The 21,928-nt window shown below is 28.9% G+C and carries 21 protein-coding genes and 2 tRNA genes; all 23 read right to left on the reverse strand.

What is annotated here, in order from left to right:
* Positions 1 to 2 precede the first annotated feature (2 nt).
* The 23 genes from ACJJVY_RS07095 to ACJJVY_RS07205 all read right to left on the reverse strand — a co-directional run bounded on the left by ACJJVY_RS07095 (position 3) and on the right by ACJJVY_RS07205 (position 21,857).
* On the reverse strand, positions 3 to 1,139 hold the full coding sequence (locus tag ACJJVY_RS07095) for a glycosyltransferase (RefSeq protein WP_405606339.1): 1,137 nt from the start codon (positions 1,137 to 1,139) through the stop codon (positions 3 to 5).
* A 41-nt stretch (positions 1,140 to 1,180) separates the two neighbouring features.
* Positions 1,181 to 2,311 (reverse strand): glycosyltransferase family 4 protein, encoded by a 1,131-nt coding sequence (locus ACJJVY_RS07100; RefSeq protein ID WP_405606341.1) that lies wholly within the window; start codon positions 2,309 to 2,311, stop codon positions 1,181 to 1,183.
* On the reverse strand, positions 2,301 to 3,200 hold the full coding sequence (locus tag ACJJVY_RS07105; RefSeq protein ID WP_405606343.1) for a glycosyltransferase family 2 protein: 900 nt from the start codon (positions 3,198 to 3,200) through the stop codon (positions 2,301 to 2,303). The genes ACJJVY_RS07100 and ACJJVY_RS07105 overlap by 11 nt, the downstream gene beginning before the upstream one ends.
* Before the next feature lie 3 nt (positions 3,201 to 3,203).
* Positions 3,204 to 4,094, reverse strand: a complete 891-nt coding sequence (locus ACJJVY_RS07110) for a glycosyltransferase family 32 protein (protein WP_405606345.1) — start codon at positions 4,092 to 4,094, stop codon at positions 3,204 to 3,206.
* 208 nt (positions 4,095 to 4,302) lie between these two features.
* The gene (locus tag ACJJVY_RS07115) at positions 4,303 to 5,277 is read right to left on the reverse strand and encodes a glycosyltransferase family 10 domain-containing protein (protein WP_405606347.1); all 975 of its coding nucleotides are present in this window, start codon (positions 5,275 to 5,277) and stop codon (positions 4,303 to 4,305) included.
* On the reverse strand, positions 5,264 to 6,592 hold the full coding sequence (locus tag ACJJVY_RS07120) for an ABC transporter ATP-binding protein (RefSeq protein ID WP_405606349.1): 1,329 nt from the start codon (positions 6,590 to 6,592) through the stop codon (positions 5,264 to 5,266). The genes ACJJVY_RS07115 and ACJJVY_RS07120 overlap by 14 nt, the downstream gene beginning before the upstream one ends.
* Before the next feature lie 18 nt (positions 6,593 to 6,610).
* Positions 6,611 to 7,456, reverse strand: coding sequence for an ABC transporter permease (locus ACJJVY_RS07125; protein WP_405606351.1), 846 nt, complete (start codon positions 7,454 to 7,456; stop codon positions 6,611 to 6,613).
* A gap of 188 nt (positions 7,457 to 7,644) precedes the next feature.
* On the reverse strand, positions 7,645 to 8,772 hold the full coding sequence (gmd, locus tag ACJJVY_RS07130; protein ID WP_405606353.1) for a GDP-mannose 4,6-dehydratase: 1,128 nt from the start codon (positions 8,770 to 8,772) through the stop codon (positions 7,645 to 7,647).
* A 77-nt stretch (positions 8,773 to 8,849) separates the two neighbouring features.
* Positions 8,850 to 9,800, reverse strand: a complete 951-nt coding sequence (locus ACJJVY_RS07135; RefSeq protein WP_405606355.1) for a GDP-L-fucose synthase family protein — start codon at positions 9,798 to 9,800, stop codon at positions 8,850 to 8,852.
* Between the two features lie 82 nt (positions 9,801 to 9,882).
* Positions 9,883 to 10,326: an adenylyltransferase/cytidyltransferase family protein gene (locus ACJJVY_RS07140; RefSeq protein ID WP_405606357.1), complete on the reverse strand. Its 444-nt coding sequence runs from the start codon at positions 10,324 to 10,326 to the stop codon at positions 9,883 to 9,885.
* Between the two features lie 99 nt (positions 10,327 to 10,425).
* Positions 10,426 to 10,851, reverse strand: a complete 426-nt coding sequence (locus ACJJVY_RS07145; RefSeq protein ID WP_405606359.1) for an adenylyltransferase/cytidyltransferase family protein — start codon at positions 10,849 to 10,851, stop codon at positions 10,426 to 10,428.
* A gap of 5 nt (positions 10,852 to 10,856) precedes the next feature.
* On the reverse strand, positions 10,857 to 11,798 hold the full coding sequence (locus ACJJVY_RS07150) for a Gfo/Idh/MocA family protein (protein ID WP_405606361.1): 942 nt from the start codon (positions 11,796 to 11,798) through the stop codon (positions 10,857 to 10,859).
* Positions 11,799 to 13,082, reverse strand: coding sequence for a nucleotide sugar dehydrogenase (locus ACJJVY_RS07155; protein WP_405606363.1), 1,284 nt, complete (start codon positions 13,080 to 13,082; stop codon positions 11,799 to 11,801).
* Between the two features lie 6 nt (positions 13,083 to 13,088).
* Complete coding sequence (locus ACJJVY_RS07160; protein ID WP_405606365.1) at positions 13,089 to 14,072, reverse strand: SDR family oxidoreductase; 984 nt, start codon at positions 14,070 to 14,072, stop codon at positions 13,089 to 13,091.
* Positions 14,073 to 14,192: 120 nt separating this feature from the next.
* Positions 14,193 to 14,270, reverse strand: a tRNA-Val gene (locus tag ACJJVY_RS07165).
* A 112-nt stretch (positions 14,271 to 14,382) separates the two neighbouring features.
* A tRNA-Val gene (locus tag ACJJVY_RS07170) sits at positions 14,383 to 14,460 on the reverse strand.
* A 58-nt stretch (positions 14,461 to 14,518) separates the two neighbouring features.
* Positions 14,519 to 15,727 (reverse strand): bifunctional folylpolyglutamate synthase/dihydrofolate synthase, encoded by a 1,209-nt coding sequence (locus ACJJVY_RS07175; protein ID WP_405606367.1) that lies wholly within the window; start codon positions 15,725 to 15,727, stop codon positions 14,519 to 14,521.
* A 20-nt stretch (positions 15,728 to 15,747) separates the two neighbouring features.
* Positions 15,748 to 16,587, reverse strand: coding sequence for an energy transducer TonB (locus tag ACJJVY_RS07180; RefSeq protein WP_405606369.1), 840 nt, complete (start codon positions 16,585 to 16,587; stop codon positions 15,748 to 15,750).
* 50 nt (positions 16,588 to 16,637) lie between these two features.
* Positions 16,638 to 17,030, reverse strand: coding sequence for an ExbD/TolR family protein (locus ACJJVY_RS07185; protein ID WP_405606370.1), 393 nt, complete (start codon positions 17,028 to 17,030; stop codon positions 16,638 to 16,640).
* Positions 17,031 to 17,090: 60 nt separating this feature from the next.
* A complete protein-coding gene (locus tag ACJJVY_RS07190) occupies positions 17,091 to 17,780 on the reverse strand; it encodes a MotA/TolQ/ExbB proton channel family protein (RefSeq protein WP_405606372.1) in 690 nt (229 codons plus the stop codon).
* 110 nt (positions 17,781 to 17,890) lie between these two features.
* On the reverse strand, positions 17,891 to 19,363 hold the full coding sequence (nhaB, locus tag ACJJVY_RS07195; protein WP_405606374.1) for a sodium/proton antiporter NhaB: 1,473 nt from the start codon (positions 19,361 to 19,363) through the stop codon (positions 17,891 to 17,893).
* A gap of 25 nt (positions 19,364 to 19,388) precedes the next feature.
* Positions 19,389 to 20,615 carry a Glu/Leu/Phe/Val dehydrogenase dimerization domain-containing protein gene (locus ACJJVY_RS07200; RefSeq protein WP_405606376.1) on the reverse strand — a complete coding sequence of 409 codons (1,227 nt, stop codon included), beginning with the start codon at positions 20,613 to 20,615 and terminating at the stop codon, positions 19,389 to 19,391.
* Positions 20,616 to 20,798: 183 nt separating this feature from the next.
* Complete coding sequence (locus ACJJVY_RS07205; RefSeq protein ID WP_405606378.1) at positions 20,799 to 21,857, reverse strand: anhydro-N-acetylmuramic acid kinase; 1,059 nt, start codon at positions 21,855 to 21,857, stop codon at positions 20,799 to 20,801.
* Positions 21,858 to 21,928: the final 71 nt, after the last annotated feature.

A 21,928-nucleotide genomic window follows, 5' to 3' on the forward strand; every position in this document is an offset into this window, starting at 1 on the left:
ATTTATTCTGATATAGCTGTAGTCAATAAATTTTCTATTTCTACAATTCTATTTTCATTAGAGCATAAATTAAGTATATGTTTTCTACCATACTCTCCCATTTCATTCGCTATCTCTTTATTGTTAACAAGATAAAGCATTTTTTTCCCCATCTCTTCATAATCATATTCTTTAACTAAAATTCCTGATTTATTATGAATTACATTTTCTGGTATTCCATTATGGAAAGTAGAAACAACCGGCAACTTTAAAGACGCTGCTTCTGCAATACTAATAGCAAACCCTTCTTGATCTCCTGTAATTGGTGTAACTGAATGTTGTACATATATCCTTGATTGATTTAATATATCAAGTACATATTTATTATCAAGTGCTCCTCTAAAAACTACATTTTTTTCAATCCCTAATTTTAAACATAAATCTTTACATTCTTGCAATAAATCTCCACCTCCTATAATTTGTAAATTAGAATTTGGTCTTTTCAAAAAACATTCATAAAAAGCATAAATTAAGGCTATTGGATTCTTTTTAGGTGTTAATCTACCAACAAATACAAAATCATATTTCTTTTCTTCCCAGGTTAAATTTAAACATTTATTTGATGAATTTAAACCTAATCTTATAACTTTAATTTTAGAACTATCACAACCATTAATAACTAATAATCTTTTTATGTGATAAGAAGCAGCAACTATAAAACTAGCTTCTTTAAAAATAGTTTTTAAATCGATCTTATAACTATTATTTTTTAATTCTGATGTAATATCAAACCCATGAAAATGAACTACAAAAGCTTTCTTTAACTTAACTAATTCTGGTAAAATTCTTACAGCAGTTGTACCATAATCAATATAAACAACATCATTTTTATTAATTTCTGAATATAAATTTTTACAAGCTTTCTTTTTTCTTAATTTATATAATATTTTATGTCCACGAGATTCTAACAAATAAGAAAGATAAAAAACTATTTTTTTTGAAATTTCAAAATCTATTACTTTATAGTTTATCCCTTCTTTATAAAAGGGATCTTCTGCTACAATATGGGTAACATCATTTTTAGTAGATAAACCTTTAGATAATTCATATATAAAAGTTTCACTTATAGCTATTGCTGTAGAAAAATATAAAATCTTCATATTCTTATAAAATTATATAAATTATTTACTTTACTCACAGTTTACAGTTTATCAATTATCTTTATGTAATTATTAGTAACATGTTTCCATGTAAAATTATTTGTAAAACGTTTGTGTGCTTTATCTGCTAATAATTTCATTTCATGGTCATTCTCTAAAGCATAAATAATTGTATTTGCTAATTTAGTAACATCTTCGCAATTTAACTTTATTGCAGCGTCTCCAACTTCTTCTGGGATTCCTCCTCTATCACCAACAATCATAGGAATACCCGAAGCCATCCCTTCTATTACAGAAAGCGGACAAGGATCGTTCCATATAGAAGGTATACAATACAAAGCAACTTTTTTAAATAAATCAGGTACATCATCATGGTCTACATAACCTAAGAAATCAAAATTCTCTTTATCATTTTTTGTAAGCTCTTTAAGTGACTTTACAAAAGGGGAATCTTCCATATTACCAAAACCAGCACTACCAGCAATAATTAATTTAACCGTAGAAATCTTCTTCTTAACTAACAGTACAGCTTCTATTAATTGTTTTATCCCTTTTGTTTCATCTAATCTACCTATAAATAAAATTTGATTATTTTTTGCGGGTAATGTTCTTACAAAATGGTCTGGATTACTCCCGTTTAATAAAACAGCACACTTAGATTTAAAATCTAAATTATGATCTGCTCCTTTCTTTAAAATTCCATTTTGAATATAACCACTTACAGAAATTATTTTATCGCAATAAGTATATAAATCATTTATTTGTTTATGATTTGCATCAAATACATGATCGTTATGCATATGCAACATAACTTTTGCATTCGGATTTAATCTTTTTATGATTGGAATATAATTTGGGCGATTATGTACATGTATTATCTTATATTTCTTTCTTCTTGCAAATAAACCAACTAAAATTACATAAGTATTATATTTTAAATGATGTCCTATTTTTGCCCCCGAATACTTACTAATAGACTTCGCAAATTTTGTTTTTATTTGTTTTAAATTATTAACTTTAAACGGAGTATCAGAAAAAGGAGCACAAACTGTTGTTTCATATTCTACCAATTCACTAGAAAATTCTTTAACCCATGTAGCTATTGCTCCTCCATTTTTAGGAGAATAATATTCTTCTTGAGTTAAAACTTGTAATATTTTATTATTTGACATTAAATAAGATTTTATATAGTGAAAACAACAAAACCTTATCAAAATATTTTACTCCAAATATTTTAAACCCTATTTTAAAGGTTTTTAATTTTAAACTTCTACTATTAAGCATCGATGCATAATACCTTGCTTTACTTAATTTATTTCTAACTGCAGTAATATATTCTGATGTTTTATATTCCTTATTTTCTTCTACAATCTCACACCACTTCTTTAAAGATATAATATGCCCTTCGTACATTCTTTGGTAATTATTCTTTGTATTACCTTCATGAATTCTTATTTTGACATTATAAGATTCTGTAGACAAAATTTTAAAATCTTTAATGGCACATCTAAAGAAAAAGTCCATGTCTTCACAACCTTTTAATGTAGTATCAAAACCACCTACTTCTGTAAAAAAATCTTTTTTAATAGTTAATCCGCTAGGTGATATTAGACTATCTTTCCAATAATCAAATACATTTGTTCGTTTATTTTCAATCGCATTAGTATTACTTAAAGTTTCTTCTTGGTTAAACCATTTATAAGGTGTAAACACTAAATTAGCTTTAGTTCCATCAATTAAATCTAACTCCTTTTCTAATTTTGTTGACAACCAATAATCATCCGCATCTAAAAAAGAAATATAATTTCCTTTAGCAATTTCTGCACCTCTATTTCTAGAGTATGAAACCCCTTTATTTGTATCGTTTTTAAAATATAATAAATATGGAAACTGTTTCTTTAAACTTGTAATTATTTCTATAGAATTATCGGTAGAATTATCATCAATTACTATACATTCTATATTTTTATATGTCTGATTAAATACAGAAGAAATACACTCTTTTAAATAACTAGAATTATTAAAATTAGGTATAATTACAGATATTAGCATCTTTTTCATTCATCATTTTTTATTAATAATTGATTTACAAAAAAATCCTATTTGTTGATAGGGACTTAATTCTGTAAAATATGAAAATCTTAAATCTTTAAAAGCTACTATAAGGTTTCTGATATTAAATGATGGTCCTTTTAGATGTGTTTCAAAAATATAAACTTCTTTAAAATCTTCTAACTGAGATAACAGCATTTTTTTTGTTGTTTGATTATCAACACTTAAAAGAATTTTTTCAGTATTTTCTAATACATCTTTAAAAATATATTTTTTGTCATTTAATTTAAAAAGATGTCTTATATAAGCTAGTTTAAAAACTTTAAAAGTCTTAACCCAAGATCCTTCTGAATGATGAATTGTATAAGGGCTTTTTTTAGGCGCTCCTTCAATTTCTGAATAGAACATTTCTTGGTCTCCTAAATAAATACTTTTATCCTTAAACCAATCACTATTTATTTTAAAAATTTCTGTAAAAATATTAGGTATAGGAGCAGGAAAAATTAAACACTCATAAATTTTTAGAATTGTAGCAATTCTATGGTCTTCTTTTTCACAAGCAAATATCCCTAGATTTATTAGATATTTATTCTCATAAGATGCAAAAAATGATTTATTATCCCAAAGGTGTGTAAAGTCTTTTTTAACTTCCATGTCGGTATCTAAATAAATACCTCCGTCCCTATATAAAGCCCATAATCTTACATAATCAGAAGCAAAAGCCCATTGTTTATTTTCAATACAATATTTTACAAATGGATGATCAACGGGAGAATTAGATTCATTCCATTCTTTAATTTTATGATTAGGTAAAACCTCTTTCCAGGTTTTAATGCATTTAGTAATTAGTTCTGGTTTTTTTGAACTTCCAAACCATACATAATGTATAACTTTAGGTATCATTTAATCTAAATTATATGTTTATAAACTATTCTTTAATATTTTTAAATCAGTCTTTAAATAAATTAATTTTTAATACCTGACTCTTTTCAATAAGACAAGTTTATAAACTTCTACCATAATTTTCTTTTTCAAGATTATTTTAATTGAAATTATTTACTTGTAATTCTATATTATAAAATGCAGAGTTAAATTCTACAATTCCTTAAAACTATTTTCTTATTTTAGTTTTGATAAAATGCCTTAGTTTTTTATAATAACTAGGGTTTGTATCTAAACCTGGCCAATTATTTGCTGGTATTTCTACATTTCCTTTTTTAGAAAAATCAAAATTATTATCCATAAATTCACTTAATGAAGCAAACATATTGTATTTCTCTATAATTAAGTTTCTAGCAATCTTTATAGCATCTATGTGCTTTTCCCATAAATTATTTTTAATTGCTTCTTGTATTATTTTAGTAGCTTCTTCTGGTTTATTTATATCTATAAAAATAATTGCTTCTTTCGGAAAATACTTTGTAATATTAGGACAACCGTAATAAATTGGCATTGTATAACTTAAAAAAGCATCCATTATTTTCTCCGTCCAATAATCCTTATGATTGGAGTTTTCTATAGCTAATGTATATTTAAAATTTTTTAAGACATCCCATTTATTATCTATCTCCTTAAAACCTTTACCAAATAAGTTATAATCTAGATTTAAACTATCAATCTCTTTCTTAAAATTTAATCGTGCAGAATGACCACTATGGAAAGACTTATTACTTGTAATCCAACAAATTGATGATTTTTTGTCTAAACCATCTAGTTTTAGGTTTTTTAAAAAATCTAAATCCTTACCAAGCCACCAAGGTAAACAAGGATGATGTGGGACAATATTCTTATCAGTTTTAACAAATTGAGTTAAAACATGGCCTACATCCGGAAATCTTTTTTTAAAAAAAGCATATCTTTCTGTAGGTGGTTCTTGTGTACAAATTAAAGTGTTAATCTTAGCACAATTTAAATTTAATTCGTTTTTACTAAAATTAAAAATAATTAATCCATCATAGTTATTATCATATTCAGCTTCATTTTCTTCTGTTATAAATTGATAATTACCCCAGATTAATGAATTATTTGGGGTTATGGTAGATAACTTTGGATAGTTCCAGTTTTTGACTATTTTAATCTTTTTCATAAGTCAATTCCCAGTTAAAACTAGTATTTAGATATCCTGGTTTAGCTTTACCTGTCATAGGAAAATTAGACTCAGAATATACAGCATGAGAAAAATTAGTTTTAATGAATCTAAAATCGAAATTAATTTCATCTTCTTTTAAAGCCCAACCTTGATAATGAATTACAGATGAAACACATATTCTATAGTTTCTTGGTAAAAATTGGCCAATCGGAAGTTTTGCTCTTAATATAAAATCTCCAATAACCAAATCCTCGGGTGTAATGTCCGAGTTCTCGAATACATCATTAACAGAAATTAAATTATTATATTCATCAAATAAAGAAACAAAAATTACTAAATTTCTGTTTGGCTTCACTATTTTACCTTTAATAACTACAGCAACTTCATTAATATCCGAAACTTCATCAGAAGCAATATCATTCCCTTCCATTAAAGTGCAATTTTTAAAAACTACTTCATTCGGGTAATTATTTTTTTCTAAAGGAATATCAATTGACATTTTGTTAGCTTCACCTTCAGCTACATCTTTTTTATTGTATAAGTTTATAGCTTCAATAACATCTCCATCAAATTTTACTTGTCCGTTTCCAAGTACCACACACCTATTGCATATTTGTTTTATCGTTCCCATATTATGGCTTACAAATAAAACAGTTCTTCCTTGTTCTTGAGAAACTTCTTTCATTTTACCAATCGCCTTTTTTTGAAACTCAGCATCTCCTACTGCCAATACTTCATCAACCACCAAAATTTCTGGTTCTAAATGAGCTGCTACTGCAAAAGCCAATCTTACATACATCCCAGAAGAATATCTTTTAACAGGTGTATCTATATAACGAGCACAACCAGCAAATTCAACAATTTCGTCAAATTTATCTGTAATTTCAGCTTTTGTCATTCCCATTATTGCACCATTAAGAAAAACATTTTCTTTACCAGTTAATTCAGGGTGAAATCCTGTACCAACTTCTAATAAAGAAGCTATTCTACCATATGCAGTTATTGTACCTGTTGTTGGCGCTGTAACTCTACTTAATAATTTTAGTAATGTAGATTTTCCTGCACCATTTTTACCTATAACTCCAACAATCTCTCCTGGGTTAACTTTAAAACTAATATCTTTTAATGCCCACACGTAGTCAGAAACTCCTTTTACAGATCTATCATTTACATCTCCTACTTCTAAATAAGGATCCTCTTTACCTCTTACAGTATGCCACCATCTATTTAAATCATGAGATAATGTACCTGTACCAACATCTCCCAACCTATATTGTTTACTTATATTTTCTATTTCTACTATTGGTTTCATAATCAATTTTTAAAACAGTTAAACTGTATCCATAAAACTTTTTTCAACTTTATTAAAGCTTAATACACCTATAATAATGAATAAAACCATAACTATAAAACTATATAAAAGACCTCCCCAACTAAAATCACCGACACCTAAAAATGCATATCGAAAAGTTTCTATAATTGCACTCATAGGGTTTGCTTTAATAACAATTTCCATTTTACCCTCAATCATACTCGAAGGATAGATTACTGGAGTTGCATACATGGCCAGTTGAATAGCAAAAGCAATTAAAAATCTAAAATCTCTATATTTTGTAGTTAATGCAGTTATTAACAACCCTAAACCAAAACTCATACCACCTGTTATAATAATTAATACTGGTAGTAACAATAAATACCAGTTAGGTTGTATAATTGAATCTGTAAAAATTAAGTAGTAGAAAAAAACGATAAGAAACAAAAATAATTGTACTCCAAAAGTTATCAATTTAGAAATCACAATTGATAATGGTGAAATTATTCTTGGAAAATAAACTTTTCCAAAAATATTTGCATTCTGTACAAATGTTTCTGAAGTTGTTTTTAAAACATCTGCAAAATAATTCCAACTTACAATACCTGCAAGGTAAAATACTGCTTGCGGCATTCCGTCTGTACTCATCTTACCAATTCCCCCAAAAACCACCATAAACATAAGCGTAGTTAAAATAGGTTGAATAAAAAACCATAGTGGCCCTAGAATAGTTTGTTTGTAAACCGCAATAAAATCACGACGTACAAATAGTAAAAGTAAATCTTTGTATTCCCAAACTTCTTTAAAACTAAAATCAAATAAACCTACTTTAGGTTTTATCACTAGTTTATATTTATTTGACATTCTTTTATTTTATTATTGATTTTAAAAAAAATGAATTGACAGAATTTTTTCTATCAATTCATCTTCAGAAATTATATTTGATTTAAAAACATGTATCCCGTAAAATCATTGTAATTTATTAAAACTGTAAATCAAAAAAAGTTATGAATACAGCACCTTTTCTTTTTAATATTTTTTTTAATCCAATTTTATTCTGCTTGCTTCAATATTTGATGCCCTGCTTTTAACAAGTCAACATCTTTTTTCATTAAAGCAACATCTCCTTGCATCATATCTTTTACCAAGTCTTTTAATTCATACTCTGGTACCCAACCTAACTTTTCTTTTGCTTTTGTTGGATCTCCTATTAATAAATCTACTTCTGTTGGACGGAAATATGAAGGATCTACTGACAATACTTCTTTTCCTATTTCTACCTGAAACTCTTCTTTAGCACAGGCTACAACATAGGCTTTCTCATCTACTCCTTCTCCTTTAAATTCTACTTCGATACCTACTTCTTCAAAAGCCATACGTACAAAGTCTCTTACCGTAGTGGTCACTCCTGTTGCAATAACCCAATCTTCTGCCTTATCCGCTTGCAAGATCATCCACATCATACGTACATAATCCTTTGCATGTCCCCAATCACGTTTTGCCTCTAAATTCCCTAAAAACACTTTTTCTTGTAATCCTAAAGCTATTTTTGCAACGGCTCTTGTTATTTTTCTTGTTACAAAAGTCTCTCCTCTTCTTGGTGACTCATGGTTAAATAACAACCCATTACATGCAAACATATCATAAGCTTCTCTATAATTTTTGGTAATCCAAAAGCCATAAATCTTTGCAACTCCATATGGTGAACGTGGATATAATGCTGAATTCTCATCATAAAAACCTCTTTCGTTTTTATTCTCTGGCATCCCTCCAAATAACTCTGAAGTAGAAGCTTGATAAATTCTTGTTTTCTTTTCTAATCCTAAGATACGCACTGCTTCTAAGATTCTCAAAGTTCCTAATCCATCTACATTTCCTACATACTCTGGTGTATCAAAAGAAACGGCTACATGAGACATCGCTCCTAAATTATAAATCTCATCTGGTTGACATTCTTGGATAATTCTTGTTAGATTCATAGAATCTGTTAGATCTCCATAATGTAATTTTAATCTTTGATCTGGATCATGTGGATCTTGGTATAAATGATCGATTCTGTTTGTGTTAAATAGAGATGACCTCCTTTTAACTCCATGTACCATATATCCTTTTTCCAATAATAACTCTGCTAAATAAGACCCATCTTGTCCTGTAATTCCCGTGATTAATGCAACCTTCATATTAATTTAATTATTTTTTATCTTTTGTAACTTTTTGTTTTCTTTTGTAAATTATTTTCTTTTCAGTAAAAGTAAATTTACATTTTTACTTGTTTGATGGTATCAATGTTGCTTAAAAACCAGTCATAAGTTTTTTCAATACCTTCTTCTAATTCTGTTTTAGATTGCCAACCAATCTCTTTCATTTTAGATACATCCATTAACTTTCTTGGTGTACCGTCTGGTTTTTCTGAATCCCAAACAATGTTACCTTGATGGCCTGTTACTTTTTGAATTGTTTCCGCTAATTCTTTTATCGTAATGTCTTTTCCTGAACCTACATTATATAAGTATTCTGGCAATTCATTTTCTAAGGCATAGACTACGGCTTCTGCCATATCATCTACAAATAAGAATTCTCTCATTGGGGTTCCACTACCCCACAAAGTGACATCGGCATTATTATTGTTTTTAGCTTCATGAAACTTACGAATCATTGCTGGTAAAACATGAGATGTTTTTAAGTCAAAATTATCAAAATATCCATATAGATTCGTTGGCATTAAGCTTACGTAATCTTTATGAAATTGCTTTCTAATTGCTTGACATAATTTTACGCCTGTAATTTTAGCTACAGCGTACCATTCATTTGTAGGTTCTAAAGAATCTGTTAGTAAATATTCTTCTTTTAATGGTTGTGGTGCAAATTTTGGGTAAATACAAGAACTTCCTAAGAATATAAATTTCTCGATACCTGTTTTTAAAGCGCTATCAATTAAATTATTTTGAATTTGCATATTCTCCATCAAGAACTGATAAGGGTACTCATTATTCGCTAAAATACCTCCAACTCTTGCTGCTGCATCTATTATAGCTCCTGGCTTTTCTTCTTCTAAAAAAGCGGCAACTGCTTCTTGGTTCTTTAAATCTAACTCTTTACTAGTTTTACCTATTAAATTCGTATATCCTTTCTTTTCTAAAGCTCGCCACACAGCAGAACCAACCATACCACGGTGACCAGCTATGTAAATTTTTAATTCTTTATCCATTATTTATTTTCCATTACTAAAAACACATATAAAATAATAAATACAATCTACAGTAATTGTAGATTGTATTTATTATTTTAGTTTATACTTTTTTAGCTTTAAGTTTTTCTTTTAAGTTTTCTTTTTCTTGAACCTCTCTTCTTAACCCACTACTAGAGAAACGGTGTTCTCTTTTATTATAGAATAACTCAATACCAACTTCTTCACAATATTTTCTTCCTGTAAATTGCTTACTAGCATACTCATCTCCAACAATCCTTACATCAATCTTAAATGAGCGTAATACATCTTCTAAATCTTGTTCTGTTGCATAAGGCACAATTTCATCTACATACTTACATCCTTTTAATTGGATATATCTTTCTACTACAGATTGAATTGGTCTATTTTTTTCTGGACGATCTAAAGTTGGATCTGTTTGTAATCCACAAATTAAAAAATCACATTCATTTTTTGCATCTTCTAACATCTTTACATGACCTGCATGAAATAAGTCAAAAGCACTAAAGGTAATACCTACTTTCATAATTGTTTTTTTTCAAATATATAATTTATTATCACATTAAAGTAATGCTGCTAATATCTTTTAAATTTAACATAAAAAAAATAAATTTAGCATTTTATATTACTGTTTATTCAACAACCAAGATGAAGATTGTATTTTATCTCCTAATCCATCAATCAATTTAATACCTAATTCATTACAAACAGGTACTTCTGGAATAGAATTGTTATTTTGATCACCTCCATTTGCAAAACCTAAATCGTACTCTTCATTATACTTTTCATAAAAAGAACGAATAGACTCACAAACTGTTCTATCTTTATCTATTGATATAATTGCTTTATCTACTGCTTTAATATTTTGAACAATAAATAACCTTTCATCTTCTTTTTGAAATTCTTTCGACCCTTTTAAACCTCTTTGAAGATCACTATTAACAATTACAAATAACTCATCTGCTAAAGCTTTTGCATTATTAAAATACTCTAAATGTCCTTTGTGAATTGGGTTAAAATAACCCGAAACAATAATTGCTTTTTTTTTCATCTTGTTTAGATTTTATTTAAGAAAAGATGCTTCTCACCTTTTGAATTAATTTCCTGATTCCTAATATCGTGTACAATTTGAATAGAATTTTTCGCATCTTCTAACCCAAAACTGTTTCCTTTTAAAATATTTTTATAACTTTCTGTATGCAATTCTGTAAAGCCTTTGCTAAATTCTAATTCAGTGTTATCAATATTTATAGAACGAAACGTTCTTTGCCCAATATCTTTAATATTTTGAGGTAAATCATTCTCATCAATAGATAAAAACCATCTTACTCTTGCATTTTTAAACTCCAAATAACCAGCAGCTTTATTTTTTTCTCTTAAATGAACTACATTTTCTTCTACTTCTCCAAAAACCCAAGAAAGCATGTCATAAAAATGAACACCTATATTGGTTGCAATACCTCCTGATTTTGAAGCATCTCCTTTCCAAGATATATCATACCAATTACCTCTAGAGGTTATATATGTTAGATCAACATCATATTTACCTTTTTTATTTTCAGAAGCAACTTTATTCTTTAATTGTATAATACTAGAGTGCAATCTTAATTGTAAAATAGTATTTATTCTCTGCCCAGATTCTTTTTCTATATCTGCTAAAGCATCAACATTCCATGGATTTAATACTAATGGTTTTTCGCAAATAGCATCTGCACCTCTCCTTAAAGCCATTCTAATATGCGAATCATGTAAATAATTTGGCGTACAAATACTTACATAATCTAAACTTATATTTTGTTGACGTTTAATTTTCTCTATATGACGATCAAACCTTTCAAACTCAACAAAAAAATCTGCGTTTGGAAAATAACTATCCATAATACCAACACTATCAAATTTATCTAGTGCTGCAATAAGATTATTATTTGTATCTTTTATTGCCTTTAAATGTCTTGGTGCAATATAACCCGCAGCACCTATTAAAGCGAAATTTTTCAATTATAAAGTTTTATTTTTTATAGAATTTGGTAAAATATTTTTCACATCATAAATAATAGATTTCTCATTCTTTATAGAATCAAAATCTAAATTAATGAACTCTTTATGAGAAACTGTTAATACAATAGCATCAAATTTCTTATTTGGTAAATCTTTTACCGAATCTAAATTATATTCATGTTTTACATCTGCCACATTTGCCCAAGGATCATAAATAGTGACATTTGTTCCATATTCTTTTAAAGCCGAAATAACATCTACAGCTTTAGTGTTTCTTACATCAGGACAATTTTCCTTAAAGGTAATACCTAAAATTAAAACCTCCGCATTTTTCACATTTATATCTTCATTAATCATCAATTTAACAACTTCTGAAGCTACATAGTTACCCATACTATCATTTAACCTTCTACCTGCCAATATAATTTCTGGATGATAGCCATATTCTTGTGCTTTTTGGGCTAAATAATAAGGATCGACCCCAATACAATGCCCGCCTACTAAACCTGGTTTAAATGGTAAAAAGTTCCATTTTGTTCCGGCTGCTTCTAAAACATCGTGAGTATTAATATTCATTAATCCAAAGATTTTAGCCAACTCATTTACAAAAGCAATATTTATATCTCTTTGAGAGTTCTCTATCACTTTTGCAGCTTCTGCAACTTTTATTGTTGGTGCTAAATGTGTACCTGCAATTATAACAGACTTATACAAATCATCAACTTTCTTACCTATTTCTTTTGTAGAACCAGATGTAACTTTTAATATTTTTTCTACAGTATGTTCTTTGTCTCCCGGATTAATTCTCTCTGGAGAATATCCTGCAAAAAAATCTATATTATATTTTAAACCAGATATCCCTTCTAAAACAGGGATACACTCTTCTTCTGTTGCTCCTGGATAAACTGTAGATTCATAAATTACAATATCATCCTTTTTCAACACTCGTCCAACTGCTTCACTCGCTTTAATTAAAGGAGTTAAAACAGGTCTATTGTTTTTATCTACAGGTGTTGGCACAGTAATTATGTAATAATTACAATCTTTAATATCGTCTACAGAATCTGAACAAAACAATCCTTTTTCTCTTGTAGATTCTTTTAACAAGACAGATTGTAGAGACTCATCAGAAACCTCTAAAGTTGAGTCTGTGCCTGACATTAACTCTGTTATTCTTTTTTTATTTATATCAAAACCAACAACTGCATATTTGGTTGCAAACAACCTTGCCAACGGCAAACCGACGTAACCTAATCCTATTATTGCTATTTTTTTATCTATCATAAAACTTTACAAATTCTCCCAATACCATTTTACAGCTTCTTTTAATCCTTTTTCTAAAGAAAACTGAGGGTTGTATTTTATTAATTTTCTTGCTTTAACAATACTCGCATGAGAATGTGGAATATCTCCTATTCTACTCTCTCCATATTTAACTTCTATATTAGCAATTGAGTCATCATATTCAGAAAGATATTCTTTTAGAAATCTAACTAAATCATTTAGTGTATTTCTATCTCCGTATGCAACATTATAAACTGTATTTACAGCATTTTTATTATCTACAGCCAAACTTAATAAATTAGCTTGTATAACGTTATCAATATAAGTGAAATCTCTAGAAAAAGAACCATCTCCATTTATGATAGGAGATTCTCCTCTCATCAACTGACTAACAAATTTTGGAATCACAGCCGCATAAGCACCATTTGGATCTTGTTTTCTTCCAAAAACATTAAAATAACGAAGTCCAATTGTTTCTATTCCATATGTTTTAGAAAAAACATCTGCATATAATTCGTTAACATATTTAGTAACTGCATAAGGAGATAACGGTTTACCAATAACATCTTCTACTTTTGGCATTGACTCAGAATCTCCATAAGTTGATGAACTCGCGGCATAAACGAAACGTTTAATTCCATTTTCTTTAGATGCAACCAACATATTTAAAAAACCAGAAACATTTACTGCATTTGAAGTAATAGGATCTTTAATAGACCTAGGCACAGAACCTAATGCTGCTTGATGCAAAACAAAATCACAATCTCTTGTTGCTTTTAAACAATCTTCTATATTTCTAATATCTCCTTCTATTAAAGTAAAATTAGAATTATCTAATAAATCAGAAATATTTTCTCTTTTACCTGTTGAAAAATTATCTAAACAAATAACCTTATTATTTCTATTAAGTAAAGCTTCACATAAATTAGAACCTATAAAACCAGCACCACCTGTAACAACTATTTTCTTTTGAGATAAATCTTCTAACATCAACAAAAAATTATTTTCCTTTTTCTTGATGACGAATGTACAAAAAATGTTTCAGTCTATTATTCTTAAAACTCTTCTAAAAAGAAAAAATCCTTTACGTAATTGTAAAGGATTTTTTTATGGTGGGCAATGAGGGATTCGAACCCCCGACCCCCTCGGTGTAAACGAGGTGCTCTGAACCAACTGAGCTAATTGCCCTAAGCGGGTGCAAATATAACACTATTTTTTACTTCACCAAAAATAAAAGTGATTTTATTAAAATTCTATCTTAAAAGAAAAAATCCTTTACGTAATTGTAAAGGATTTTTTGTGGTGGGCAATGAGGGATTCGAACCCCCGACCCCCTCGGTGTAAACGAGGTGCTCTGAACCAACTGAGCTAATTGCCCTAAGCGGGTGCAAATATAACATTGTTTTTTACTTTACCAAAAATAAAAATGAATTATTTTAAATTATTTCTGCAACAACAAACGTACTTCCACCTACATAAATTATATCTCCTTGATTAGCAACAACCAAAGCAGATTGATACGCTTCTTTGACTGATGAGAATTTTTTACCAATTAAATCAAATTCAAAAGCACTTTCTTTTAAAACACTTTCAGACAAACCTCTTGGTATATTCGGTTTAGAAAAATAATAAGTAGCTTCTTTAGGAAATAAACATAAAACATCTTCTAACTTCTTATCAGAAACAACACCTAATACAATATGTAATTTTTTATAATTTTCTTTTTTAAGCTGATTTAAAACAATCTCTAAGCCTTCTTTATTATGAGCTGTATCACAAATAACTTTTGGTTTATCTTGCAAAACTTGCCATCTTCCTTTTAAATTGGTATTGTTTACAACATTTAATAAGCCATCAGAAATATTTTTATCTGAAACGTTAAACCCCATTAACTCACGTATTGTTCTTACAGCTGTTTTACTATTTGATTTCTGATAATCTCCTAACAAATCTGTTTGATATATTTTTTCATCATCAGAAGCAACAAACATATTAGAACTTGTTTCTTCAATTTTCTCTTTAAAAACCTTAACTACTTCCTCCTGCTTTTCTCCAATAATTACAGGAACATTCTTTTTAATAATTCCTGCTTTTTCAAAAGCGATTTCTTGTAAAGTTTCTCCTAAAATTTGAGTATGATCTAAACCTATATTAGTAATAACAGAAATTTCTGGGGTAATAATATTTGTAGAATCTAACCTTCCCCCTAAACCTACTTCTATTACAGCGACATCTACTTTCTCTTTAGAAAAATAATCAAAAGCCATACCTACTGTCATTTCAAAAAAAGACAATTTCTGTTTTTCTAAAAAAGTTTTATTTTCATCAATAAATAATGTAACTTTTTCTTCTGGAATTTCTTTTCCGTTTATTCTAATTCTTTCTGTAAAGTTTTTTAAATGAGGAGATGTATATAAACCAACTTTATAACCTGCTTCTTGTAATATAGAAGCTAACATATGACTTGTAGATCCTTTTCCGTTTGTTCCTCCAACATGAATTGATTTAAACTTTTTTTCAGGAAAATTTAATTCTTTAGATAACGCTATAATATTGGTTAAATCTTTTTTGAATGCTGTTTTACCTTCTCTTTGATACATAGGTAACTGCTCAAACATCCAATCTAATGTTTGTTGATAGTTCATACTTTAAAATAAAGGATTATTTAGTTTTTTTTAAGAGAAAATTTATAAATTATAGTTCCTACTTGATTTGGTGGTGCATTATCATCAGCATTCCATTTTGTTTGTAAAGCTGCTTGTTTTGCTGGTTTAAATAAACAGACAGCAGAATTAGTTGTTCCTTTAGCACCTGGTTCTGCAGATATTACCTTACCATTTTTATCTACGACAATCTTAACAACTACAGTCCCTTCTTCTTGGCAATCTGGTTGTTGCGTAGGTATTTCTAACACTTTTCTTCCTTCTAAATTATAATTCCCATCAGAACCACTACCTGTATTACCGTAATATTTAGAAGAAGTAGGGTCTCCATTAACATTACCTTTTACTCCTTCTTTTTTATCATCACCCTCTCCTTTAGGTTCTCCGTCGGATGTATTTCCTTTTAACAAACTATTTAAAGCATCTGTAGTTTCTTTAGATGGTTTTGGTTTCGGCTTAGGTTTTGCAACCTCTTTTTTTATTACTTCTTTTACGGGTTCTGTTTTAACCTCCTCTACTTTCTCTATAACAGGAACATCTTCAGGAGTATCTTCTGTAATAATTTCTTCTTTAATTACTTCTTTAGGAGTTTCTTGTACCTCCTCTACAATTTCCTCTATAACCTCTTCTTCTACTACTTTAGTAATAGGTTCTTGCTTTGTTTTAACTACAGGCTCTCCACTACCTACATTAGAGTCTCCAAAATTTATAGCTAAACCATATTCTTCTGGTGGATCTAAATATTGCATTCCATAATTGAAAATTCCAAAAATTAAAATTATTAGAATTACCGCAGTTATTACAGCAGATTTACGTTTATGTTTAGTATCTAAAACCGACATTTATTTCTCTAACCTTCTTTTGATTACTATCTATTTTAAACAGACAATATTTATTTACCTTTTACCGCTAAAATCATTTTTAACTTATTCTTATTAGCAATATCAATTACCATCATTACATTTTTATAAGGCACATCTTGATCTCCTCTTATAACAATAGTTTTCTTTTTATCTGTACCAATACTTCTTAAAATTTCGCTCTCTAAATTCGATGAACTTACTTTAGTCTTATCTATATAAAATGACGATTCATTCGTAATAGTTACAGCAACAGACTTACTATTTTCTGTCTTTCCTCCTGCTTTTGGCAGAATAACATCAATTGCACTTACTGTTACTAATGTAGATGTAAGCATAAAAAATATCAACAATAAAAAAACAATATCTGTCATTGATGACATATTAAATGATGGATCCACCTTATTTCTTCCTCGTAAATTCATAATAATTATTCAAAATTAAAAAATATAAATTACAGTTTTTAAGAATTAAAAACAACTATTTTAAACTGGTTCATTTAATAAATCTAAAAACTCAACAGATTTAGCTTCCATTTGATATACAACTTTATCTGTTCTTACCACCAAATGATTGTAAGTTATATAAGAAATAATACCTACAATTAAACCAGCAACTGTAGTTGTCATTGCTGTATATAAACCATCAGACAACATTTTTATATCTATTTGCCCACCAGCATTTGCTATCTCGTGTATTGCAACAATCATTCCAATAACTGTACCTAAAAAACCTATCATTGGTGCAGCTCCTGCAATTGTAGCCAAAACACTCACATTTTTTTCTAGTTGATAAATTTCTAGTTTACCAGCTGTTTCTATCGCTGTATTAATATCTTCTAGTGGCTTTCCTATTCTAGAAATACCTTTACCAATTAATCTAGCTGTTGGCGTGTTTTTACTTTTACATAAAGTATCCGCAGACTCTAACTTACCTTCAGAAATGAGTTCTTTAATCTGATTCATAAAGTTTTTATCTACTTTAGATGCTGCTTTTATAGCAAAAAAACGTTCAAAATAAATATAGAAAGTAACTGCCAACAAGACAAAAAGAATGGCAATTATTATTTGTCCTCCTATACCACCATCCATAATTAAATTATAGATTGATAATGTTTTCTCTTCAGAAACAACTTCTTCTAACAACTCTGTATTCTCTTGAAAAAATGATAACATTTAAATTACTTTTTTAAATTTTATTTTATAACGACTATTACTACTTAAAATTGCATCAAAAAAAATCCTGAACGTTAATTCAGGATTTTTTATTCTAGAATTAGAAAAAACTAAGATAGTACAATTTTTACCATTATATACCCTAAGCCTCCTAAAACAACAGTATAAGGCAATGCCATTTTAACCATTTTACCGTAAGAAAGATTAATTAAAGGAGCTAAAGCAGATGTTAATAAAAATAAGAAAGCTGCTTGCCCATTTGGTGTTGCCACACTTGGTAAGTTTGTACCAGTATTAATTGCTATTGCTAAGTTTTCAAAATGTTCTCTATCAATAGTACCATTTATAAATGCACTTTGTACCTCTCCAATATAAACCGTTGCTACAAATACATTATCACTAATTGCAGATAAAGCTCCATTTGCTATATAAAACAGACCTGGTTGAGAAGTTGGATCTTGATTTAATGCCCAATCAATTATTGGACTAAATAAATGTTGATCATGTATCATTGCTACAATTACAAAGAAAACCACTAATAAACCTGTAAACGGTAAAGCCTCCTCAAAAGCATGACCTAAACTATGCTCTTCTATGATACCCATAAAAGCAGTTTGTACAATTATTAATGCTAAACCAATTAAACCAACTGGTGCAATATGTAAAGCTAAACCAGCTATTAATAATATTGCAGAAATTCCCTGAATCATTAAACCATACTTTTCTTTATCTGTACGATTTTTATCTTGTTCCTCTGTGTAACCTTCTATAATATCTGCTGCAACTTTAGGCAACTTTGCTCCAAAACCAAACCAACCAGTTAACTCTAAAACTACTGTAGTTGCTAAACCAGCTGTTAATACTGGAATAGTAATTGGCGCCATATGTAAAAAGAATTCAACAAAATCCCAACCTAAACGTTCTCCAATTAATAAATTTTGAGGCTCACCAACCAATGTACATACTCCACCTAAAGCTGTACCTACAACTCCATGCATTATTAAACTTCTTAAAAAGCTACGAAATTGCTCTAAAGTTTCTCCACTTAATTCTTTACGATCTAGTTTTCCATCATCATTATAATCTGCTGAACTAGAGTGTATTTTATGATACACACCGTAAAAACCAACTGCAACACTAATTAAAACAGCAGTTACAGTTAATGCATCTAAAAATGCTGATAATACAGCTGACAAGAATACAAACAGTAAAGACAACATTACCTTAGACCTTATTTTAGTAAACACTTTACTAAAAATAAACATTAATAAAGGTTTCATAAAATAGATACCAGCAACCATAAATACTAAAAGTAAAACTACTTCTAAATTTTGATCTACTTCATGATAAGCGTTTTTAGGCGTAGTTAAACCTAATGCGATTGCCTCAATCGCCAATAAACCACCAGATTGTAGTGGATAACATTTTAATGCCATTGCTAGCGTAAAAATAAACTCTGCAATAAAAATCCAGGCAGTTACTGTATTCCCTAAAACAAAAATTGAAAAAATGTTAAAAATCAGAAAACCAATCATAGTCATTTTAAACCATTTTGGTGAATTCCCTAAAAAGTACTTAAACATGTTATTGTTATTTAATAGTTAATTATTATATTAATTCTTTTAGCGCTATTTCAAACGCAGTTTCACTTATTCTTGTTTTAGACGCACTTCTTGCAAAAGTTCTTTGCAGTGCTTTTTTTATTGTATTAGAAGTATCTTTAAAAATAGCTTCATCACTCATTTCTACTCTTCTTTCCATAAAATACGCAAACACTCTTGCCATACCACAATTAGAAATAAAATCAGGAATTAAGCTTACTTTTTTATCCGTATCTTCCATTATAGATCCAAAGAAAATTTCTTTATCAGCAAAAGGTACATTTGCTCCACAAGAAACCACTTCTAATCCCTTATTAATCATTTTATTAATTTGCTCTTGTTTTACTAACCTAGATGCTGCACAAGGAGCAAAAACTTCACAAGGCAAACTCCAAATTTTATTATTAACCTCTTCAAAAGAAATCATTTTTTCTGAAATTAATGTATTTCCTTTTTTAGTTAAAAATAGTTCCTTTATTTCTTCTAAAGTAAAACCATCCTCATTAATAACTCCACCAACAATATCAATAATACCTACAACTTTAGCTCCCATTTGAGCTAAATAATACGCTGCTGCAGAACCTACATTTCCAAAACCTTGTACAATTGTTCGCTTGCCAATTACAGAACCACCATATATATCATAATAATGACGAACAGCTTCTGCAACCCCAAAACCAGTAATCATATCTGCAATTGTAAATTTCGATGCAATATCAGGAGAATAAACACTGCTTTCTATGACTTTTATCACCCCATGTCTTAATTGACCAATTCTATTAATCTTATCTGCTTCAGATGGTTTAAAGTGCCCGTTAAAAACTCCTTCTTGCGGATGCCAAACTCCAACATCTTCTGTCATCGGAATTACTTCATGTATTTCATCTACATTTAAATCTCCTCCTGTTCCGTAATAATTTTTCAATAACGGAGAAACAGCTTTATACCAACGCTCTAAAACCCCTTTTTTACGAGGATCTTGTGGATTAAAGTTTATACCTGATTTTGCGCCACCAATTGCAGGACCAGAAACTGTAAACTTTACCTCCATCGTTTTCGCTAAAGATAAAACTTCGTTTAAATCTAAGCCTTCTCTCATTCTTGTTCCTCCACCTGCTGCACCACCTCTTAAGGAGTTTATCACCGTCCAACCTTCAGCTTCTGTTTCAGAATCTTTCCAATTAAAGACTATTTCGGGTTGTTTATTCTCGTATATTTTTAATAATTCTTTCATTTTAATATTTTAAACTAATTAACTTTTACTTTTATTTCTTTTAAACAATTTTAATCTTGTAATAAAATCCCCTTCAGGGGAAAAGTTAAAGCTGATTCATTTTAAAAAAATTGAATTATTATTTATTTTGTGTACCACACAAATCTAATGTAAAAAAATGACTGCTCAAATTTTTTTTATTCGTCACTTTGGCATAAAAATTTCACCAGAAGAATGATCTTTTATTGCCCCTGTAACCGACCTTAAACAATTAACCTGATTATCAACCTTTAGCAACCCTAAAAAAGCAAATATTAAAGCTTCCTTAAAATCTATTAATTCCTTATTAATTAATAAAAATTTAACACCTACTACTTCTTCTAATCTATTAATTAAAAAAACATTGAATGCTCCTCCTCCTGTTATTAATATAGAATCAGATTTAATTACAGAACTTAATTGCAGAGCAATATGCTCTACAAAAGTTCTTAATATTGATGACACATCGGTTTCTAAACTTTCTATTAATGGAAATATATTTTGCTGTACCCATTCTAAACCTAGAGATTTTGGAGGTGTTAATTGATAATATTCTAAAGCATTTAACTTAATTAATAGTTCTTGATTTATTTTTCCTTTTGAAGCTATTTTTCCACCATCGTCATAATCAAAACCTAATTTATTTACATAATGATTTAATACAATATTTACAGGACAAATATCATACGCAATTCTTACTCCATCTTTCTCATAAGATATATTAGAGAAACCACCAAGATTTAAGCAATAATCGTAATCTGAAAAAAGTAATTGATCTCCAATTGGAACCAAAGGTGCTCCTTGCCCTCCTAATTTAACGTCTTGTGTTCTAAAATCACAAACAACTTTTTTATTTGTAATAGCAGTAATTTCTTTACCAGAACCTATTTGAAGTGTAATTCCTTTTTCTGGTTGATGCAAAATAGTATGTCCATGAGAAGCAATAAAATCAATATTTTTAATTTGATTTTTATCTATAAAATGATTTAACACTTCACCCAAAAACCTACCGTAAGAAATATCTAATGATTCTAATTCTTTAGTAGAAAAATGAATCGCATTTTGCAAAATAACTTTCCATTCATTGGAATACCCAATAGTTTCTGATTTTAAAATTTCAAACTTTTTATAATCATTTTGTAAAAACTTAACGTAAACTAAATCAATGCCATCTAAAGAAGTACCAGACATTAAACCTATAACAAAAACTTCATTTTTATTCATGCGTGTAAAAATAACTAAAACAATAGTGAAATTCTATTACGAAATCGATATATTTGAAAAGGTTATTTTAT

Origin of the sequence: Polaribacter sp. Asnod1-A03 (assembly GCF_045063585.1) — a bacterium.
GTDB lineage: Bacteria > Bacteroidota > Bacteroidia > Flavobacteriales > Flavobacteriaceae > Polaribacter.

Bases quoted from the DNA above. Each gene is read 5' to 3' on its own strand.
- ACJJVY_RS07200 (WP_405606376.1), bottom strand. From the start codon at position 20,615: ATGAAAGAATTATTAAAAATATACGAGAATAAACAACCCGAAATAGTC.
- ACJJVY_RS07190 (WP_405606372.1), bottom strand. From the start codon at position 17,780: ATGTTATCATTTTTTCAAGAGAATACAGAGTTGTTAGAAGAAGTTGTT.
- ACJJVY_RS07185 (WP_405606370.1), bottom strand. From the start codon at position 17,030: ATGAATTTACGAGGAAGAAATAAGGTGGATCCATCATTTAATATGTCA.
- ACJJVY_RS07145 (WP_405606359.1), bottom strand. From the start codon at position 10,851: ATGAAAAAAAAAGCAATTATTGTTTCGGGTTATTTTAACCCAATTCAC.
- gmd (WP_405606353.1), bottom strand. From the start codon at position 8,772: ATGAAGGTTGCATTAATCACGGGAATTACAGGACAAGATGGGTCTTAT.
- ACJJVY_RS07120 (WP_405606349.1), bottom strand. From the start codon at position 6,592: ATGAAACCAATAGTAGAAATAGAAAATATAAGTAAACAATATAGGTTG.
- ACJJVY_RS07095 (WP_405606339.1), bottom strand. From the start codon at position 1,139: ATGAAGATTTTATATTTTTCTACAGCAATAGCTATAAGTGAAACTTTT.
- ACJJVY_RS07135 (WP_405606355.1), bottom strand. From the start codon at position 9,800: ATGGATAAAGAATTAAAAATTTACATAGCTGGTCACCGTGGTATGGTT.
- ACJJVY_RS07180 (WP_405606369.1), bottom strand. From the start codon at position 16,587: ATGTCGGTTTTAGATACTAAACATAAACGTAAATCTGCTGTAATAACT.
- ACJJVY_RS07175 (WP_405606367.1), bottom strand. From the start codon at position 15,727: ATGAACTATCAACAAACATTAGATTGGATGTTTGAGCAGTTACCTATG.
- ACJJVY_RS07105 (WP_405606343.1), bottom strand. From the start codon at position 3,200: ATGAAAAAGATGCTAATATCTGTAATTATACCTAATTTTAATAATTCT.
- nhaB (WP_405606374.1), bottom strand. From the start codon at position 19,363: ATGTTTAAGTACTTTTTAGGGAATTCACCAAAATGGTTTAAAATGACT.
- ACJJVY_RS07110 (WP_405606345.1), bottom strand. From the start codon at position 4,094: ATGATACCTAAAGTTATACATTATGTATGGTTTGGAAGTTCAAAAAAA.
- ACJJVY_RS07140 (WP_405606357.1), bottom strand. From the start codon at position 10,326: ATGAAAGTAGGTATTACCTTTAGTGCTTTTGACTTATTTCATGCAGGT.
- ACJJVY_RS07100 (WP_405606341.1), bottom strand. From the start codon at position 2,311: ATGTCAAATAATAAAATATTACAAGTTTTAACTCAAGAAGAATATTAT.
- ACJJVY_RS07125 (WP_405606351.1), bottom strand. From the start codon at position 7,456: ATGTCAAATAAATATAAACTAGTGATAAAACCTAAAGTAGGTTTATTT.
- ACJJVY_RS07115 (WP_405606347.1), bottom strand. From the start codon at position 5,277: ATGAAAAAGATTAAAATAGTCAAAAACTGGAACTATCCAAAGTTATCT.
- ACJJVY_RS07155 (WP_405606363.1), bottom strand. From the start codon at position 13,082: ATGATAGATAAAAAAATAGCAATAATAGGATTAGGTTACGTCGGTTTG.
- ACJJVY_RS07205 (WP_405606378.1), bottom strand. From the start codon at position 21,857: ATGAATAAAAATGAAGTTTTTGTTATAGGTTTAATGTCTGGTACTTCT.
- ACJJVY_RS07160 (WP_405606365.1), bottom strand. From the start codon at position 14,072: ATGTTAGAAGATTTATCTCAAAAGAAAATAGTTGTTACAGGTGGTGCT.